The organism is Tenacibaculum aiptasiae (genome assembly GCF_965221665.1).
GTDB classification, from domain to species: domain Bacteria; phylum Bacteroidota; class Bacteroidia; order Flavobacteriales; family Flavobacteriaceae; genus Polaribacter; species Polaribacter aiptasiae.
Genome location: NZ_CBDCSN010000002.1, coordinates 941923 through 962009, shown reverse-complemented (window position 1 = coordinate 962009; position 20087 = coordinate 941923). Strand labels below are relative to the sequence as shown.

The 20087-nt window shown below is 31.5% G+C and carries 16 protein-coding genes; 11 read left to right on the top strand and 5 right to left on the bottom strand.

Features of this window, described 5'->3' with window-relative positions:
- The first annotated feature begins 58 nt into the window (after positions 1-58).
- Positions 59-868 (top strand): hypothetical protein, encoded by an 810-nt coding sequence (locus ACOQN8_RS04735; protein WP_150898350.1) that lies wholly within the window; start codon positions 59-61, stop codon positions 866-868.
- On the top strand, positions 869-1861 hold the full coding sequence (locus ACOQN8_RS04730) for a glycosyltransferase family 4 protein (RefSeq protein ID WP_420551805.1): 993 nt from the start codon (positions 869-871) through the stop codon (positions 1859-1861). It abuts the gene before it with no gap.
- Between the two features lie 26 nt (positions 1862-1887).
- Here the strand turns inward: ACOQN8_RS04730 and ACOQN8_RS04725 are convergent, their stop codons facing one another.
- Complete coding sequence (locus ACOQN8_RS04725; RefSeq protein WP_420551804.1) at positions 1888-2715, bottom strand: universal stress protein; 828 nt, start codon at positions 2713-2715, stop codon at positions 1888-1890.
- Positions 2716-2874: 159 nt separating this feature from the next.
- On the opposite strand from ACOQN8_RS04725, the gene rimP reads away from it, so the two are divergent.
- From rimP to ACOQN8_RS04705, 4 genes are all read left to right on the top strand, one after another.
- Complete coding sequence (rimP, locus tag ACOQN8_RS04720) at positions 2875-3336, top strand: ribosome assembly cofactor RimP (protein ID WP_150898353.1); 462 nt, start codon at positions 2875-2877, stop codon at positions 3334-3336.
- Between the two features lie 12 nt (positions 3337-3348).
- Positions 3349-4605: a transcription termination factor NusA gene (gene nusA, locus ACOQN8_RS04715; RefSeq protein WP_420551803.1), complete on the top strand. Its 1257-nt coding sequence runs from the start codon at positions 3349-3351 to the stop codon at positions 4603-4605.
- A gap of 128 nt (positions 4606-4733) precedes the next feature.
- Entirely contained in the window at positions 4734-7598 is a 2865-nt protein-coding gene (gene infB, locus ACOQN8_RS04710; RefSeq protein WP_420551802.1) for a translation initiation factor IF-2, read from the top strand.
- 85 nt (positions 7599-7683) lie between these two features.
- Complete coding sequence (locus tag ACOQN8_RS04705; protein WP_420551801.1) at positions 7684-8097, top strand: hypothetical protein; 414 nt, start codon at positions 7684-7686, stop codon at positions 8095-8097.
- Positions 8098-8147: 50 nt separating this feature from the next.
- Here the strand turns inward: ACOQN8_RS04705 and ACOQN8_RS04700 are convergent, their stop codons facing one another.
- The 4 genes from ACOQN8_RS04700 to ACOQN8_RS04685 form a co-directional block, all read right to left on the bottom strand.
- A complete protein-coding gene (locus ACOQN8_RS04700; protein WP_420551800.1) occupies positions 8148-9341 on the bottom strand; it encodes a multidrug transporter in 1194 nt (397 codons plus the stop codon).
- 31 nt (positions 9342-9372) lie between these two features.
- The gene (locus tag ACOQN8_RS04695; RefSeq protein ID WP_420551799.1) at positions 9373-12189 is read right to left on the bottom strand and encodes a TonB-dependent receptor; all 2817 of its coding nucleotides are present in this window, start codon (positions 12187-12189) and stop codon (positions 9373-9375) included.
- 245 nt (positions 12190-12434) lie between these two features.
- Positions 12435-12929: a thioredoxin family protein gene (locus ACOQN8_RS04690; RefSeq protein WP_420551798.1), complete on the bottom strand. Its 495-nt coding sequence runs from the start codon at positions 12927-12929 to the stop codon at positions 12435-12437.
- A 32-nt stretch (positions 12930-12961) separates the two neighbouring features.
- Positions 12962-15319 carry a TonB-dependent receptor gene (locus ACOQN8_RS04685; RefSeq protein ID WP_420551797.1) on the bottom strand — a complete coding sequence of 786 codons (2358 nt, stop codon included), beginning with the start codon at positions 15317-15319 and terminating at the stop codon, positions 12962-12964.
- Positions 15320-15490: 171 nt separating this feature from the next.
- Here ACOQN8_RS04685 and ACOQN8_RS04680 point away from each other — a divergent pair, with 171 nt between their 5' ends.
- From ACOQN8_RS04680 to ACOQN8_RS04660, 5 genes are read left to right on the top strand one after another with little or no spacing between them, the layout of a single operon-like run.
- Entirely contained in the window at positions 15491-16147 is a 657-nt protein-coding gene (locus tag ACOQN8_RS04680; RefSeq protein WP_420552806.1) for a metal-dependent transcriptional regulator, read from the top strand.
- A gap of 1 nt (position 16148) precedes the next feature.
- Positions 16149-17060 (top strand): metal ABC transporter solute-binding protein, Zn/Mn family, encoded by a 912-nt coding sequence (locus ACOQN8_RS04675; RefSeq protein WP_420551796.1) that lies wholly within the window; start codon positions 16149-16151, stop codon positions 17058-17060.
- A 1-nt stretch (position 17061) separates the two neighbouring features.
- On the top strand, positions 17062-17799 hold the full coding sequence (locus tag ACOQN8_RS04670; protein WP_150898361.1) for a metal ABC transporter ATP-binding protein: 738 nt from the start codon (positions 17062-17064) through the stop codon (positions 17797-17799).
- Positions 17799-18923 carry a metal ABC transporter permease gene (locus ACOQN8_RS04665; protein WP_420551795.1) on the top strand — a complete coding sequence of 375 codons (1125 nt, stop codon included), beginning with the start codon at positions 17799-17801 and terminating at the stop codon, positions 18921-18923. The genes ACOQN8_RS04670 and ACOQN8_RS04665 overlap by 1 nt, the downstream gene beginning before the upstream one ends.
- Positions 18916-20076, top strand: coding sequence for a metal ABC transporter permease (locus ACOQN8_RS04660; RefSeq protein ID WP_420551794.1), 1161 nt, complete (start codon positions 18916-18918; stop codon positions 20074-20076). The genes ACOQN8_RS04665 and ACOQN8_RS04660 overlap by 8 nt, the downstream gene beginning before the upstream one ends.
- Positions 20077-20087 lie beyond the last annotated feature (11 nt).

The window sequence follows — 20087 nt, the reverse complement described above, 5'->3', positions numbered from 1 at the left end:
AAATAGGGAACAAATTTATTAAAATTTAAGAGTAAATATTAATTTCAAACAACAACTTATGCACAAAAAACTTGCATCCGATTTAACTAGTTTAGCACACAGCATTTTAAAAATGAAAAATAAAGAAGATGTGTTTGCTTTGAAGGAAAAAGCACATGAAGTTTATGAAAAACTTTCTGTTTTAGCTTATGTAGAAGAGTATATAAATAATACTCCAAATCCTACTAAGACAAAAGAAGAGTTGTTGGATGATGTTGTGCAAGCAGAAATAAGAAAAGTTGAAAAACACAATAAAATAGAAGAGCCTTTGGTTGAAGAAGATAGAATTGTGCATCAACTAGAAGAAGATATTGAAGAAGAAGTAGAAAAAGAAGCTGAGGAAATTGCAGATAAAGTAATTGAAGAGATAGCTGATGAGAAAATGAATCTAGAGGTTGTAGAAGAAATCATGGAACAACCTTTTGATGAATTGGAAGAATTGCTTTTTAATGGTAATGAAGACACAAAGAATGATGTAAAAGATGTTGGTGAGAAAAAGACAACTACTTTAGAGGAAGAGCTAGAAGATACGCTTCCAGTTGACGTAATGGCAAACTTATTTGAAAAAGTAGATGTAAAGAAAACACTCAACGATCGTTTGCAAAGTTCAATTCAAATAGGACTTAATGATAGAATAGCTTTTGTAAAACACTTGTTTAATGGAGATCAAGCAGATTTTAATAGAGTGGTTTCTCAGTTGAATACAATGAAAACGGAAAAAGAGGCCAAAAAGTTTGTTGTTAAAATGGTAAAACCAGATTATGATTGGTCTGATAAAGAAGAATACGAAACAAGATTGTTAGAGATTATAGAAAGAAGATTTGCTTAGATGAATTCTGATTTAATAGTTGTACATACGCACTTCCATAAAAGGAGAACTGGAGTAACAAGAAGTATAGAAAATGTAATGCCCTACTTAAAGAAAATGTGCCAAACATATCTTTATGGTTATGGTATTGAGGGAAATAAAATAAACACAAAAGAGTTAAAAAAAATATTGTTTTCTGAAAAGAAAACAGTTGTTCATTGCCATAGAAATAATGAAGTGTTAAAAATGCTATGGTATCGATTCTTAGGAGCAAAATTTAAATTAGTTTTAACTCGACATGCTGAAACTAATCCTTCAGGTTTAACAAGGTTTTTGCTTAAAAAATCAGACAGTGTTGTTACATTGACAACTTCTATGCATGGTAAATTAGGAATAAAAAACACTAAAGTATCTCATGGAGTTGATACAGATAGTTTTGTTCCAAACGAAGAGAAAAGATTAAAAGATGTTTCGCAAAAAAATATAATTCTTTGTGCAGGAAGAGTTAGAAAAGCTAAAGGACAAAAAGTTTTATTAGAAGCCATAGCTCAAGAGTTGAAAACTCACAAAGATTGGGCAGTAGTTATTGTTGGTAAGGTAGATAGGCCTGAGTTCTTAGAGGAGTTGAAAGAAGTAGTTGCAAATGTAGAGGAGCAAATTTATTTTGTAAACGAAACGAAAGAGATAATAACATATTATCAAGCTTCTAAAATAGCAGTAGTTCCTTCGTTTACTGAAGGTTTTTCATTAGTGTGTGCAGAGGCTATGTCTTGTGCCAACACAACAATTGCTACTAAAAATGTAGGTGTGCATTCCGAATTAATAGAGCATGGGAAATCAGGATATTTATTTGAGTCTGGAAATGTAGAAGAGTTAAGAGTTGTGCTAAAAGGTTTAATTCAAAATGAATTAGCATACGTGGGTGAGCAGGCAAGGAAGGAAATTGAAAAGAACTGGAGTGCTAAAAAAGAAGCAAACGAATTACTAGCAGTATATAACCAACTGTATAGGTAAAAGCACAATAGGGGATGTGCTTTTAGCTAAACTTTAAAAGTTAGCATTGGTTTAATGGAACTCTTAGATAAATTTTTAGTAATACTGCCATTGAAAATATGTGATAATCCACTTCTTCCATGAGTAGCTAGTGCTATGATATCAGCATTTTTTTCGTTTGAGAAATTTAAAATTCCGTTCTCAACAGATGAGTCGTTATATATGTTTATAGAGTAATCTGAAAAATTGTGCCTATCGGCAAATTCTTTTATTTTTTGTCTTGAAAGCTGGGAGTTTTCAAACTTATGTGGTGTGTTGATTTTTAATAAATGAATTTTACTCTTAAAATTACTTGCGAAATCTAAAAATTTCTCAAAAGCATTATTTTTCTGAGGTTTAAAGCTAGAAGCAAAAATCAAGTTTTTAGGTTTAAATTCCTCTTCGTTTGTTTTAGTAACTAAAACTGGTATTTCAGAATTTCTTACAACTTTTTCAGTATTAGATCCAATTAACATCTCTTCTAATTCAGTATGTCCTTTGGTTCCCATGGTAATCAAATCGGCATTTATTTTTTTAGAATAATCGCGTATACCTTCGTATGGGTTTTGAAAACGAATAGCATGTTTAATATTTTGAATTTTTGGAAAAAATTGATTTTTATACTTAATCAGTTTGTCGCGTACTTTTCGTATGTATAGCATGCTTTCAGGTATGCTAAAGTTGCTACCACTCCCCATGTCTATTATACCAGTAGGTAATTCAACCATGTGAAGTAAATGGACCTCGCTTTTAGACTTTTTTGCCAAACTGGAAGCTAGCTTTAAAGCATGTTCTGAGGGTATGGAAAAATCAGTGGGTACTAATATTTTTTTCATAATAAAAAATTTAAGGTGGATGTTTTCAATTTACGAAAAACATTTTAAATTAGAAAGTGAAAGACACTTGTGTGTTAATGAATAACTTACTATCTTTGCAGCGAATTTATTAATTAGATGGATGAAGGGGACGAAAGTCCCCTCTTTTTATACCTTAGGATGAATCAAGAAAAAGTAAGAGAGTTATTAGATGAAGCTTTACAGGAAAACGAGTCATTGTACTTGATAGACTTACAGTTTTTAGCTAATAGTAAGATTAAAGTGATAGTAGATGGAGATTCAGGAGTTCAATTAAGTGAATGTGTTCGTATTAGTAGAAAAATAGAACATAATTTAGATAGAGAAGAAGAGGATTTTTCTTTGGAAGTAACTACTCCAGACATTTCTCATCCACTTATGGTAAAACGCCAGTATAGAAAGAATGTTAATAGAATTCTTAAGGTTAAAACAGCAACCGAAGAGTTTGAAGGAACATTAACCGAAGTAACGGATGAAAATATTACGTTACATTGGAAAGCAAGAGAGCCTAAACCAATAGGTAAAGGAAAGCATACGGTAGAGAAAACAGTAACTTTACAGTATGAAGATATTAAAGAAGCAAAAGTGAAGATCATATTTTAATAAGAGGATGAAATGGAAAATATTGCACTAATAGAGTCATTTTCAGAGTTTAAAGACAATAAGAGTATAGACAGGGTAACACTTATGTCTATCTTAGAAGAAGTATTTCGTGCTGCATTAAAACGTAGGTTTGGTTCAGATGAAAACTTTGATATTATTATCAATCCAGATAAAGGAGATTTAGAGATTTGGAGAAACCGTGTGGTTGTAGCAGATGGATTTTCTGAAGATGATAATGAAGAAATTGAACTTAGTGAAGCAAGAAAAATAGAACCTGATTTTGAAATAGGTGAAGATGTGTCAGAGGAAGTGAAGTTAATAGATTTAGGTAGACGAGCAATTTTAGCGTTACGTCAAAACTTAATTTCTAAAATTCACGAACATGATAGTACTAATATTTTTAAACAGTTCAAGGAGCTAGAAGGAGAAATTTATAGTGCAGAAGTACACCATATTCGTCATAACGCAGTAATCTTATTAGATGATGAAGGAAATGAAATCGTTTTACCAAAAAGCGAGCAAATTCGTTCAGATTTCTTTAGAAAAGGAGATGCAGTTCGTGGAGTAATAAAATCGGTTGAATTAAGAGGTAATAAGCCAGCAATCATATTATCAAGAACTTCTCCAGCTTTCTTAGTAAAATTATTTGAGCAAGAAATTCCAGAGGTGTTTGATGGATTAATCACTATTGAAGGAGTAGCAAGAATTCCTGGAGATAAAGCAAAAATTGCAGTAGATTCTTATGATGATAGAATTGATCCAGTTGGAGCTTGTGTTGGAGTTAAAGGATCTCGTATTCACGGTATTGTTCGTGAATTAGGAAATGAGAATATTGATGTAATAAACTACACAAAAAACGAGCAGTTATTTGTAGCTAGAGCATTAAGTCCAGCAAAAGTAACATCTGTTGATATCAAACCTTTTGAAGAGGAGAAGAATGGTAAGAAAGGACGTGTAAATGTTTTATTAAAACCAGAAGAAGTTTCAAAAGCAATTGGACGTTCAGGAGTTAATATTCGTTTAGCAAGTGAATTAACAGGTTATGAAATTGATGTTCAACGTGAAGGAATAGAAGAAGAAGATGTTGAGTTAACAGAATTTTCAGATGAAATAGAAGCTTGGGTAATAGCTGAGTTTAAGAAAATTGGTTTAGAAACAGCAAAGAGTGTACTTGAAAAAGACGTATCTATGTTAGTACAAAGAACCGATTTAGAAGAAGAAACAATTATAGAAGTACAACGAATTTTAAAAGAAGAATTCGAAGACTAAATTAATAATGGAAGTCAGTCTCCAACGAAATTGATAGAAATCAATATAAAATCTGACAAACAGAGAAAAAGAACATAACTATACCATGTATAAAGTGTGTTTTTTGAATATAAAGTATAAAATAATTTATGGCTGAAGGCAACAAATTAAGACTTAATAAAGTATTAAGAGAATTAAATATTTCTTTAGATAGAGCTGTAGAACACTTGGCTAAAAATGGTCATGAAATAGAAGCACGTCCTACTACTAAAATTTCTGATAAGGAGTATCAAATATTATTTGATGGATTCAAAACAGATAAATCAAAGAAAGTAGCCTCTAAAGAAGTGAGCGAAGAAAAGCGTAAAGAAAAAGAAGCTATTCGTCAGCAGTTAGAAGTAGAGCAAGAGAAGAAAAGATTAGAAGACGAAGCTAAAAAACAAGAAGTTTTAAAAGCCAAAGCTGAAAAATTAGAGCTTAAGACTGTAGGTAAGATTGATGTAAAGACTGGTAAAGCGGTTGAAGCTAAAAAAGAAGAACCTAAGAAGGTTGAAGAACCTAAAGAGGTAAAAGAGGTAAAAAAAGAACCTAAAAAGGAAACTCCTATTCAAGAAGCCCAAAAAGTTGAAAAGCCAGCTGTAAAGGTTGAGGAAAAGAAAGAGGAACCTATAAAGGTTGAAAAACCTAAGATAGTGAAACCTGAAGTAGTAAAAACTGAAGCACCTAAAAAAGTCGAAATTAAAGAGACTCCTAAAAAGGTTGTGGAAACAAAAAAAGAGGAAGTAAAAGCAGAAAAACCTGTTGAAATTACTCCTGAAAATGCTGAGAAAATTAAAACTCAGTATAAAAAGCTTGATGGTCCTAAAATTACTGGTCAAAAAATTGATTTAAAACAATTTGAAAGACCTAAGAAAAAGAAGCCAGAAGCGAAAACTGACGGAGATAAAAAGAAACGTAAAAGAATTAGCAAGCCAGGTGCACCAGGAGCTGGAAATTCAGCTAAGCCAGGACAAAATAAAGGTGGTCAAAACCGAGGTGGAAATCGAGGTGGAAACCGTCAAGGATTTAGAGGTAGAGGTGGACAAAGACCTGTTGTTAAAAAAGAAGAGCCTACAGAAGCAGAAGTACAAAAACAAGTACGTGAAACTTTAGAAAGACTTCAAGGTAAATCTAAAAAAGGTAAGGCTGCTAAATATCGTAGAAATAAAAGAGATGCTCACCGTGAACAATCGGAAGCAGATTTACAAGCAGCACAAGCAGAAAGCAAAATCTTAAAAGTAACAGAATTTGTTACTGTTAGTGAGGTTGCTACAATGATGGATGTTCCAGTTACTAACATTATTTCTTCATGTATGATGTTAGGAATGATGGTAACAATGAATCAGCGTTTAGATGCTGAAACATTATCAATAGTTGCAGAGGAGTTTAATTATACAGTAGAGTTTGTTGGAGCTGAGGTAGAGGAATCTATTGAAGAAGTAGAAGACAAACCAGAAGATTTAGAAACTCGTGCACCAATTATTACGGTAATGGGACACGTAGATCACGGTAAAACTTCGTTATTAGATTACATTCGTAAAGCAAATGTAATTGAAGGAGAATCTGGAGGAATTACACAACATATTGGTGCTTACGCAGTAAATGTAGGAGATCAAAAAATAGCATTTTTAGATACACCAGGTCACGAGGCCTTTACAGCAATGCGTGCTCGTGGAGCTCAAGTAACCGATTTAGTAATTATTGTAGTAGCTGCCGATGATGATGTAATGCCACAAACAAAAGAGGCAATATCTCACGCACAAGCTGCAGGGGTTCCAATCATTTTTGCAATCAATAAGATTGATAAGCCAAATGCAAATCCTGATAATATTAAAACACAACTTTCTTCTATGAACTTATTAGTAGAAGATTGGGGAGGTAATATTCAATCTCAAGAAATATCTGCTAAAACAGGTCAAGGAGTTGATGAATTACTAGAAAAAGTATTATTAGAAGCAGAGGTGTTAGAATTAAAAGCTAATCCTAACAAGAATGCATCTGGAGCTGTAGTAGAAGCATTATTAGATAAAGGAAGAGGATATGTATCAACAATATTAGTACAAGCAGGTACCTTAAAAATTGGTGATTATATCTTAGCAGGTAAACATAGTGGTAAAGTAAGAGCTATGTTTGATGATAAAGGAAATAAAGTTAAAGAGGCAGGTCCATCTACACCAGTATCAATCTTAGGATTAGATGGAGCACCACAAGCAGGTGATAAGTTCAAGGTATTTGAAGATGAGCGTGAAGCTAAACAAATAGCAGCAAAACGTTCTCAATTACAAAGAGAGCAATCTGTAAGAACTCAGAAAACTTTAACGTTAGCAGAAATTGGTCGTCGTATAGCATTAGGAGACTTTAAAGAATTAAATATTATCTTAAAAGGAGATGTAGATGGATCGGTAGAAGCCTTAACAGATTCATTCCAAAAATTATCTACGGAAGAAATTCAAGTTAATATCTTACATAAAGGAGTTGGTGCAATTACAGAATCTGACGTATTATTAGCAACAGCATCTGATGCAATTATTGTAGGATTTAACGTTCGTCCACAAGGTAATGCACGTTTAGTAGCAGATAGAGAAGAAGTTGATATTAGAACTTACTCAATTATCTATGATGCAATCAACGACCTGAAAGACGCAATGGAAGGAATGTTGTCGCCAGAAATGAAAGAAGAAGTTCTTGGTAATGTTGAGATTAGAGAAGTTTATAAGATTTCTAAAGTTGGTAACATTGCTGGATGTATGGTAATGAATGGTAAGATAACAAGAGATTCTAAGGTTCGTATTATTAGAGAAGGAATTGTAGTTCATGATGGTGTGTTAACTTCATTAAAACGTTTTAAAGATGACGTAAAAGAAGTTAAGAAAGGATACGATTGTGGTCTTCAAATTAAAGGATACAATGATATTAAAGAAGGCGATACTATAGAAGCTTATACTGAAATAGCAGTAAGAAAAAAGCTTAAATAAGATTGACTTATTTAATGAATTCAATATAAAAAAGGCATCTCACATGAGATGCCTTTTTATATTTATTAAATTTTAAACTTGATAAATGAAATATCTGAAAATAATAACATTGTTTTTTGTTATGGTAATTACTAATTGTTTTGCTCAAAAATTTAATAAAATAATTTATAAAGCGCATACTAGAGGAACTGCTATTGAAATAAGAGTTGAAGAAAATACAATTAAGTATCAAAAGAATGGAAAAGAACTAGAATTTAAGCTTTCTGAAGAAGAAATAGGGAGATTAGAAGAGTTGATAAAGAAAATTAATTTAAATGATATAGAAGTGCTAAAATCACCAACTAATAGAAGATATAGTGATGGAGCATTGATAGCAAATTTTATTATAGAAGTAGGAAAAAAAGAATACAGTTCTTCAACATTTGATGCAGGAAACCCACCAAAAGAATTAAAAAAATTGGAAGATGTATTAACAGAGTTAGTTAAATTAAGAGAATAAAAAACCGAGCTTATGCTCGGTTTTTTGTTATTTAAAGAATAAAGAAAATATTATTTTCTTGTCCAGCTTGCACCCCAGCTAGCGTAATCAGTTCCAGCAGAAGCAGCGTTTTCAGTTAAGAAATCAGCCATTGTAAAACTAACTCCTGTATCGTTTTTCATTTTAGTAGTAACGTCATCAAATTTAACGTCATTTGCTTTTAAATCTCCAGAAGTTACACCTGCCCCAGTTGGGTTGTCAGTAGCATCACCATCTAAGTCAAATCCTTCAGCAAAACCAACTAATAAAACATTTGTAAAGATAGCTTGTGTACCAGCTCTTAAGCGGATAGCTTCATTACCAGTACCAGAACCTAATCCTTCAATAGTTAAGTTGTTAACTGTAGGCTTAGAAAAGTATTTTGGACTAGATAAGTTTCCTATATCAGTATTGTAACCATCAGCTTCAATTCCTTTATCGTGATCAACACCGTGCTTTACATAAGCATTAGTAATAGTTCCAGTATATCCTTCAGTCCAATCGATAGAATCATCTTGAGCATTTACAACAGAAACATAATCTACGTTTACAGTTCCACCAAAGAATTCTACTCCATCATCTTTTCCTTCAAACATTTGGATGTATTCTATTTTTGTTTTGTTACCTACACCGTAGAAAGAAAATCCATTATTTTCAGACTGACCATCAGCTTTACCTCCAGAGTACTCAACTCTTACGTAACTTAAAATACCTGAATTGTCATCAGCAATGTTTCCTCCATATGGTAAGCTTGCAATCTCAGAAGTAGAAGTTGCAGTTCCTCCAGCTACTGAATTGATAGGTGCTTTTCCTAATAAAATTAATCCACCCCAATCACCAGCGTTTGGTGTATTTGCATTAGATGTAAAAATAATTGGTTGACTAGAAGTTCCTTCTGCCATAATCTTAGCGCCTTGAGCAATTGCTAAGTATACATCAGCACCAGTAGCAGCAGCCTTTACAACAGTACCAGCAGGTATTGTTAAAGTAGTACCGTTTTCAAAAATTGTTGGTCCAGTTATAAGGTAAGATTTTGAAGAATCTAAAGTTAAATCAGAAGAATAGTTTCCTTTTAATTCAACTGTTTGACCAGTTGTAGGAGTTCCTCCTCCATTGTTGTTAGTTGTGCTATTATCATTTATAATGATATCAGCTGTACCATCATCTCCACATGAAGTAAATAAAGTAGCAGCTAAAGCTAATCCTAATAAAAAATTATTTTTCATTGTTTTAAAGTTTAAGATATGTTGTGTTTTGTTAAAATTTGTATTTAAGACCTAAGCTAATATTCGTTCCTCTTTTGTATTCTGAAAGAACTACATTACCTATTGAGGTGTTTTCTCTAATTCTTTTAATTGATGGATCTAGTAAATTCTTTGCATTTAAGTTTACTTCCCATTGTTCACCAATTTTATTTTTCCAAATGAAATCTAAAGTTGGTATTCCTTTTTCTATAATATTTCCTAAAGCACCAGCCCCTAAAGCGTCAATTCTGTCAGAGAAATAAGAAAAAACTAAAGAAGTAATAGGTTTATAGTTTTTAAAGTTTACCGGACTATAGTTAATGTTAGCATTGATTAATATTGGTGAAGCTCCTTGAAGTTCATCGCTATCTCTATTAAACGTTGTGCTATAACGAGAAACTCCTGTAATATTTTGTTTTAAATCTTGCTTAGTATGCATATAAGTAAAGTTAAAACCAGCAGAGATTAATGTTTCTTCGTCTTCGTTTTTAATTAAGTTTTTACGAGCTTCTAACTCTACTCCTAAAACAGTTGCTTTATCACCAGTTCTAAAATAACGTTGGTTACCTGCAGCACTATTTGCTATTACTAAGTTTACTGGATCGTTAATTTGTTTTCCAAAAGCAGCGATAGATAATAATTCATCTTTTGAAATAAACCATTCATATTTTAAATCAAGATTAAATATCTTTGAGAAAGAAGGATCATCTAATAAATCTGGGTTACCTCCAATTCTCTGTCCAATACCTTCATAAATAAATGGAGCTACTTCCTTAAATTCTGGAACAGATACAGTTTGGCTAAAGTTAAAACGTAAATTTTGATCTTCGTTTAATGAATATTTAAGGTTTAAACTTGGTAAGAAAAATGTTTCTGAAGCATTTCTAAAACCAGGATCACTTGGGTTGATGTTTATTACATTATATTTTATATCTTGTGCAAAAGATTCAACTCTAATTCCTGGTACAATTACCCACTTTTCACCTGCTTTTATTTCAGCTGAGGCATAACCTGCATGTACTCTTAATTCACCATTATAAGTGTTTTCGTTTACACCTGGTAAACTAGCAATATTACTATTTTCATAGCCAGGTATTTTTCTGAAAACGTCTAATCTGAATATTTTACCAGTTTGATTTTTGAAAATTTGAGCATTGTTTATGTTAAATATAGCATTGAAGTTATTAACATCAGTTATTTCAAATTGCTTATTTAAAATATCATAACCATATCTAATATTCTCGAAATCTCTTTCTTTAATTCTTCCATTATAACCGAAGTTTAAAGCAACTTTTTCAGAAGCTTGATATGTCAAATTTATTCTACTGTTTAACTCTTCATCAATAATTTTTTGGAAGTAACGTTGATTGTCAAATGAGTTATTTGTAAAGAATATAGGGTTTGTACTTGGATCATTATCTAATGAATAATGAAAGTTTTCTAAACTTATTCTTTTTCTATCTGGTTCGTGAGCAAAAACATTGTTATAACCAATACCCCATGTTAGTTTTAGTTTATTATCTTCAAATCTATGATCACCAGTTATTTGATTTACAAAAACTAAATCTTGGTTATACTGAACGTTCATTTGATAGAAACCTTTATCAGTATCTCTTAAAGCATCTCTATTTTGCCCTAATCCTTTGAAACCATAATAACCAACTTCATCTCCTGAATTGTTTAAGAAAAGAGAAGTGTATTTTAATTTATGATCACTATTAATTCTATATAAAGCACTTAACATAGCTGTTGTAGAAGTACTGTAAGCATATTCTTTAGCGTTAGGAAAACGCTTTTTAAATACATTGGAATAATCAACAACAGGTCCTTCTCTATACTCAAAACCTCTACTAAAAGAAGCAGTACCAAAAAGACTTAATCTAGAACCATCTTCAAAATCGAAAGACTTACCAGCGTTAATACCTATCGAATTATTAATTGGACTACCAGCATCTACTGGGTCAACACCATGAGAAAGTACTATGGCATAAGGATTGTGTTTAAACCTATTGTAATAACCAAAATGCCCAGTTCCTTCACTTTTTTTGAAATCTTCTCCCATTGCTCTAGAGTTAACTCCCGAACCAAGATTAATTTCTACAAAACCATTTCCTTTATATTCTTTTGAAGAAACATCTATATTACCAGCAGCAAAGTCTCCATAAAAGCTAGAAGAATATGCTTTACTAATAGATACATTTTGAATAATGTCAGATGGAAATAAATTCAAATCAATGTTTTTCTTAGCAATATTATTTGATGGTAATGAAAGACCATTCATAGTAGTGTTTAAATAACGATCACCTAAACCACGTACATAAACATTGCTTGAACCTTCTTGTTTTGAAACACCAGATATTTTTGATACAGCCCCAGCTGCATCTGAAATTCCTTTTGAAGATAATTCTTCTGCACCAATACTTTCTTTTATAACTACGGCTTTCTTTTGCTCAAGTAATAAAGCACTTGCTTTATCTTTACTTGTAGTAGCTTTAATTTCTACTTCGTCTAAAGTAACTCCTTCGTTAGCTCCTAGTTCTTGGTTTATAATTAAAGTTTCTCCGGCTTTAACAACAATAGCTTTTTCTATTGTTTGATAACCAATAAAACTAAATACGATAGTTTGATTTCCAGCAGGAACATTTAAGGTATATTTACCGTCCATATCGGTAGTTCCACCAATAGTGGTTCCTTTTATAAAAACATTAGCGAAAGGTAATGCTTCTCCATTCATCTCTTTATCTGTAAGGGTACCAGATACAGTTCCTTTGCTTTGTGAAAATGCAAAATTGCAAAGGCTTAAAAGAGTAATAAATATTAATTTTTTCATTATAATTACTTGAGTTCTTTAAATACCCTGCAAATGTGAAACTAGATTGTAAAGCTAATGTTACATGTAAATTATGCTTGTTTTATTAGAATGTTTCTTAAATGTTAACAGAATACTGTAATGTTATGAAGACATTAATTTTATATTACTAAAAAAGGAAAGCTTAAAAATGAGCTTTCCTTTTTTTACAATTTTCGTATTTTATATGTGAATTATGTGTTTTTTGACATCAATTCTGTACTTGATTAAAGAGTTGTTTTAGTTTTTAAAACTTTCAACATTTTCTTAGTAGATAAATATTCGAAATGACGCTGGGTAACTTTAAATGTTTTGTTTAAAATTATTGTAGCAGGTAATGAAAAAGATCTATTTTTTCTTGAAGCTAATAATAATGGAATTTGATGTATTGGTTTTCTATTCTTTCCAATTTCATTATTAATATATTCTTTTCCTTCAAATTCTATAGTCTTCTCTGTTTCAGCATCCATTTTAACAGCATAATATTCTGAGTTTAGAACAGAGATTACTTTAGGGTCTTTAAAAGCAACTTTATTCATTTTTTTACAATAAACACACCAATCCGCATAAAATGAAATAAATACTTTTTTAGGTTTTACAGCCAAAGAATCATCTAATTGCTCAAAAGAAATCCAATTCACTTTTTGTTTCTGTGCGATGGTACTAACGACAAAGCATCCAAAGAAAAAAAGAAATAATATGTTGTTTTTTAATGTTTTCAAAAGTTCTTGTTATATGTTTTTTATAATATTGGTTAATGGAATTTACCAAATTTTATACCAACGAAGAATGTTCTTGGAGTACTTGGTCCATAAATATAATCTGAATCTCTAGTAGCTCCTGTATCAAAATCATTTTGATAAGCATTAAACATGTTTTTTACACCAGCTGAGATTGTAGTCATAAAATTATCATTGAAATCAATATGAGATTCTAATTTTAAATTCAAGTCAAAGAAATCTTCCACTTCATTTAGTCGTAAAAATCCTGTATCACTAATTACTCTAGGAACAGTCATACCACCTGTATAAGTTCCTGTAAGATCAATATTTATTTTTTTATTAGGAATCCAAGAAGTATTTATATATCCATAAAAGTTTGGGTTTCTTACAAATTCATTAACCACAATATTTGATTCTCCTGGAGTAGTTCCGTCTGTTTCAAATAAAATTTGTGGTTCATTATATTTAGATGCTTGTATAGTTCCTCCTAACTGAAATTGCCACTTTGGATTTGGTGATATTCCAAATTCAAAATTAGTTCCGTATACTTTTGCACCAGAACCATTCCTCACTTCCTCTACTATAGAACCGTTAGATAATGTAGAACCTGTGCTTACTAATGTAAAAGGGTTTTCTAATGTTGTATAAAAACCTTCTAGCAAGAAATCTAATTGTAATAAATTAATACTTTTTGAATAGTTTAATGACCCAGTAAAAGCGTTTGAAAACTCAGTTTTTAAGTTGTCTGAAAGAATCACAAATTGTGGCTCTCCACCAACACTAGAAATATGCACATCTTCATTGAATGCTTGTGGAGCTCTAAAACCTCTTGCATAACCACCTCTAAATTTTAAGGCATTTGTAAATTGATAAGAAACGGTTAATCTTGGAGATAAAGTTGTTTGACTCACATCAACATTTCTGGAAATTGTACCTATAGTATAAGTTCCGTCAACATTAACATTATCTAAACGAGCACCAATTAAAGCTGTAAACTTATCTGAAGGTTTCCATTCGTATTGTCCGTAAACTCCTAACGATTTCACTGATTGATCAACTAAACGATTATAACCTTCTATTTTATCTTCAGTAGATGTAAAGTTATATTCCGTTCCAACTGTTAAAATATCTTTATTTTTAAATGATTTTGTGTATTGTAAACCATTTACCCAAGCTAAATCTTTAGTAGTTCCAAAAGCATTGTTAGCTAAAATACTATCTTGTTTAGTTCTTCCACCGCCAAGTCCACCATAGTAACTACCACGATCTGTATAAGAAGCAGAGGTATAAATTTGAAATTTACCAGAGTCATCCTTGCTGTAAACTTCATAATCTGCTCCACCAATGAAAGTATCATGATCTAATTCTTCTGTAATATCAGTAAATTGAGGAGCAAGATTTAGTTTGTCACCACCTCGTCTATATTCTTTTATAGAATTTAAATTGACTGATATTCTACTTTTTTCAGTAGGTTTTACAAAAGCTTTAGCACCAACAGTTGTGTTTTTTAATTTAACTAGTTCTGTAAAACCATCACCATTTATATCAAGGCTTTCACGATTTCTATTCATTCCGAATAATGAAACGCCACTATTTAAATCATCAGCAACAACAGAGGTATTAAATGTTAATGTTCTATCGATTGATTTACCATCAATAAAAGCGAAGTTAGAGCCAATTTCCCAAGTATTTAAAACTGGATCTTTAGTAATAACATTTACTGTACCTGCAATAGCGCTTGAACCATATAAAGCAGAGCCTCCACTTCTAACAACTTCAATTCGTTCAATAATATTTGTAGGGATTTGCTCTAAACCGTATACACCAATTAACGATGTAAAAACAGGTCTGCTATTTAATAATACTTGGGTATAACCACCGTCTAACCCATTTAAACGGACTTGTGTAAATCCACAGTTTTGACAGTTAGTTTCTACACGGACACCTGGTGCATAATTCAAACCATCTGCCATAGAAGCAGATTGAGTAGCTGTTAATAAACGTGGTTTTATAGTTGAAACAACAACAGGAGTTTCTTTGCGTTCTACTCTGTTTCTAGTTGCACTAATAACCACTTCGTCTAAACCTAATACATCTTCAAACAATTCAAAATTTAAATTAATTTTTTCATTTGGCTTAGTTGTTATTTGTTTAGATGTTTTTCTAAACCCTTGAGAGCTTACCTCAATAATAGTTCTACCAACAGGGATATTCAATTCATAGTAGCCATCTGCGTTGGCAGTTGTTCCAATAGTACCATCTTTTATATAAACAGAGGCAAATGGTACAGGTTCGTTATTTGAGGTTATTTTTCCTGATACAGTCTGGCTAAAAGCAGAGTAAGTTATTTGTAAAAAAAGTATTGCTAAAAGAGCTAATTGTTTTCTCATTGTAAAGTGATGTTTTTGCAAATATATTATTAATGCAACTAAGTTGCAATTAAAAATTATTTGCACCACATGTAATATATTTTTATGCAAATATAAAATAATTTTTAGACAAGACTAAAAATTATTTTATCTAAAACAGAATTTGTATTTTTGTTGAACCAAAAAAATAGAATGTTTAGTCAGTCAGAAGAAAATTATATAAAAACAATTTATCATTTAGCAGCAATATCTGATAAAGGAATTAGTACAAATGCTATAGCGAAGAAGTTAGCAACAAAAGCTTCTTCGGTAACAGATATGATTAAAAAGTTATCTGATAAGGAAGTGTTGGTTTATAAAAAGTATCAAGGAGTTACTTTAACAGATTTTGGGAAGAGAACAGCGGCTAATATTATACGTAAACATAGGTTGTGGGAAGTTTTCTTAGTACAGAAGCTTAATTTTACTTGGGATGAAGTTCACGAGGTAGCCGAACAATTAGAACATATAAAATCGCCAAAATTAATTGATGAATTGGATTCATTTTTAGGCTATCCTAAGAGAGATCCACATGGGGACCCTATTCCTGATAAAGATGGGAATTTACCACAAATACAAAAGAGCTTGTTGTCTACACTAGAGAAAAGTGAGAAAGGAGTTTGTGTAGGGGTAAATGATACTTCTTCTGAGTTTTTACGTTTTTTAGATAAACAAGAAATAGGTTTAGGAAAAAACATAGAAGTTTTAGATAAAGAGCCTTTTGATGATTCGTTCCTAGTGAAAATAAACGGAAAGGAAATGACGATTTCAAACAAAGTGGCAAATAATATTTATATACAAAAAAATTAAAATGAAAAGAATAGTTGGCTTAATTGCAGTTTTAATACTGGTAAGTTGTAATAACAAGGTAAAACAGAAAAACGATAAATTAAATGTTGTTACCACTACTACTATGATTACCGATTTGGTAAAAAACATAGGAGGAGATAAAATTGAAGTGAATGGTTTAATGGGAGCAGGTGTTGATCCTCATTTATATAAAGCAAGTGAAGGAGATGTGTCCAAGCTGTTCAATGCAGATGTGGTTATTTATAATGGATTGCATTTAGAAGGAAAGCTAGAGGAAGTTTTCGAAAAGATGAAGCATCAAAATAAAAAAACAATTACTGTTTCTGATATTATAGATAAAAGTACTTTGATAGGATCTGAAGCTTTTGCATCAAATTATGATCCACACATATGGTTTGATATTAATAATTGGATAAAGATTACATTATATGTGGTTGATAAACTATCAGCTCTAGATTCTAAAAATGCAGTGTTTTATAAAAGTAATGGAGAAGAATATTTAAATAAATTAAAGGAGTTGAATCAAGATATTAGTGCAAAAATAAATGAGTTACCAATAGATAAAAGAATATTAGTTACAGCTCATGATGCATTTAATTATTTTGGAAGGCAGCATAATTTTAATGTGGTAGGATTACAAGGTTTATCAACAGCAACTGAGGCTGGAGTTCAAGATGTGCAAAAATTAGCAAAGTTTATTATAGACAATGATGTTAAAGCCATTTTTGTAGAAAGTTCAGTTCCTAAAAGAACTATAGAAGCTTTGCAAGAAGCAGTAAAGTCAAAAGGAAAAGAAGTTGCAATAGGAGGAACATTATATTCTGATGCATTAGGAAATGCAGGAACAAAAGAAGGGACTTACATCGGTATGTATAAAATCAATGTAAATACCATAATAGATGCATTGAAATAGTATGGAAACAAAATATGCAGTAACAGTAGACGATTTAACAGTAGCTTATAATTATAAACCTGTACTTTGGGATATTGACTTAGCTATACCAGAAGGAGTTTTAATGGCAATTGTTGGGCCAAATGGAGCTGGGAAATCTACTTTAATAAAATCAATCTTAGGGATTATAAATCCAATTGCTGGAAGTGTTTCTGTATATGGGAAATCATACGAGAAGCAGCGAAAGTTGGTAGCATATGTTCCACAAAAAGGAAGTGTAGATTGGGATTTCCCGACAACAGCATTAGATGTTGTAATGATGGGAACTTATGGAAGTTTAGGATGGATTAAAAGACCGGGAGGAGCTCAAAAGAAAGCAGCATTAGAAGCGCTTGAAAAAGTAGGAATGCTGCCATTTAAAAATAGGCAAATATCTCAACTTTCAGGAGGGCAACAACAACGTGTTTTTTTAGCAAGAGCTTTAGTACAAAATGCTTCAATCTATTTTATGGATGAACCATTTCAGGGTGTAGATGCAACTACAGAAATAGCAATAATTAATATACTGAAAGAGTTACGAAAAGCTGGAAAAACCGTAGTTGTAGTACATCATGATTTGCAGACAGTTCCTGAATATTTTGATTGGGTAACCTTTTTGAATGTTAAGAAAATTGCTACTGGTCCTGTTAAAGAAATATTCAATGATGATAACTTAACCAAGACTTACGGAATTAATTATAAAGTAAGTGTGCAGCAATAATGGATTTACAAGAATATTTTAAACTCGTTTTTTCCGATTATACACTTCGTACTATAACAATTGGTACAGCAATTTTGGGAGCTATCTGTGGAATGTTAGGAAGTTTTGCTGTATTAAGAAAACAAAGTTTATTGGGTGATGCAATTTCTCACGCATCTTTACCAGGAATTGCAATAGCGTTTTTAATTACAGGAACAAAAGATACAAATGTGTTATTGTTAGGAGCATTGATTAGTGGTCTTATTGGTGCTTTTTGGATTCGCGGAATCGTTAGAAATACACATTTAAAAACAGATACAGCTTTAGGATTAATTCTTTCAGTGTTTTTTGGGTTTGGAATGTTGTTATTAACATTTATTCAGAAGCAACCCAATGCAAATCAATCTGGTTTAGATAAGTTTTTATTTGGACAAGCAGCAACATTATTAGTTAAGGATGTTTGGTTTATGGTAATTGTTACTGGGGTTTGTTTACTAGTGTTGTTACTTTTTTGGAAAGAGTTTAAATTACTATTATTTGATGCAGATTATGCGAAAACCTTAGGTTTCAATATAAAATTTATAGATGCTTTAATTACTGGTTTTATTGTTTTAGCTATTGTTTTAGGATTGCAAACAGTAGGAGTAGTTTTAATGAGTGCTATGTTATTGGCACCAGCTGCTGCTGCAAGGCAATGGACAAATAGTTTAAGTACTATGGTAATACTAGCAGCGGTTTTCGGTTTACTAGCAGGTGTTGTTGGGACTGGGATTAGTGCAAGTCAGTCCAATTTATCAACAGGCCCAGTAATAGTATTAGTAGCAGCAATATTTGTAGTTATTTCATTTATTTTTTCACCAACAAGAGGTTTGTTATTTCGTCAAATACGTTTTTTAAAAAACCGACGAGATTTGAAATTGCACAAAACACTATCTTTTATGTTTGATTTAGTAAAAACTCATGAAGATAAATCACATCCCCATGCCGTAAAAATTCTAAATAATTTTCAAGGATATACAAGAGGAACTTTAAAAAAGTTAGAAGAGAAAAAGTATATCAAAGTTGAAGGTAAAATGTGGTCAATGACAGAAGAAGGTTATCAATTTGCTGGAAACTTATATAATCAAAATATAGAAAATGAGTAGTGCTCAGATAGAAATACAATTAATAGCAAGCTTAGTGGCAATTGCCTGTGCAATACCTGGAGTGTTTTTAGTACTAAGAAAAATGGCATTGATTAGTGATGCTATAAGTCATTCTATTTTGCCAGGGTTGGTAATTGGTTTTTTTATTACACACGATTTAAATTCTCCATTACTTATTTTAATGGGAGCTTTGTCAGGAATAATAACGGTTGTCTTGGTAGAATATATCCAAAAAACAAAACTAGTTAAAGAAGATACGGCAATAGGGTTAGTGTTTCCTGCATTATTTAGTATAGGTGTACTTTTAATAGCTAAAAATGCAAACGATGTTCATTTAGATGTTGATGCAGTTTTGTTAGGTGAATTAGCTTTTGCACCTTTTGATAGACTAATAGTCAATGATGTGGATTTGGGTCCAAAATCGTTATGGATAATTGGGGCTATTTTATTAATTACATTAGGTCTTTTATTAGCTTTTTTTAAAGAGCTAAAAGTAAGTACTTTCGATAAAGGATTGGCAACAGCATTAGGTTTTTCACCAGCAATACTTCATTATGGATTGATGAGTGTAGCATCTATAACAACAGTTGGAGCATTTGATGCGGTGGGAGCAATTTTGGTAGTTGCTTTAATGATTGCACCGGCTGCTACTGCTTATTTATTAACTAACGATTTAAAAAAGATGTTAGTGTTATCTGTTGTCTTTGGAGTATTGTCGGCAATTATTGGTTATTGGGTTGCGCATTGGTTAGACGCTTCCATATCTGGATCGATGACAACTATCTTAGGAGTTGTTTTTCTAATGGTGTATTTGTTTGCACCTAATAAAGGTTTAATTTCTGTTTTGTATAGGAATAAGCAACAACAAAAAGAAGTACAGTTGCTTACTTTTTTACTACACTTAAATAATCATAGTGAAGAAAGAGAAAGACATATAAATCATTTAAATGAACATATCAATTGGCATAAAGTTAAAGCTAAATCTATTGTGGAATTAGCAGAGAAAAACAATATGATTTTGATAGAAAATAAAATTATATCGCTGACAGAAAAGGGAAAGGTCTTTACAGAGAAAGCAATAGATTATATCATAACAAATGATGATTCTGAAATAGAATCAATGAAAAAAGATTTCTTTTTGTTTAGAGGATAAAAACAAAGGAA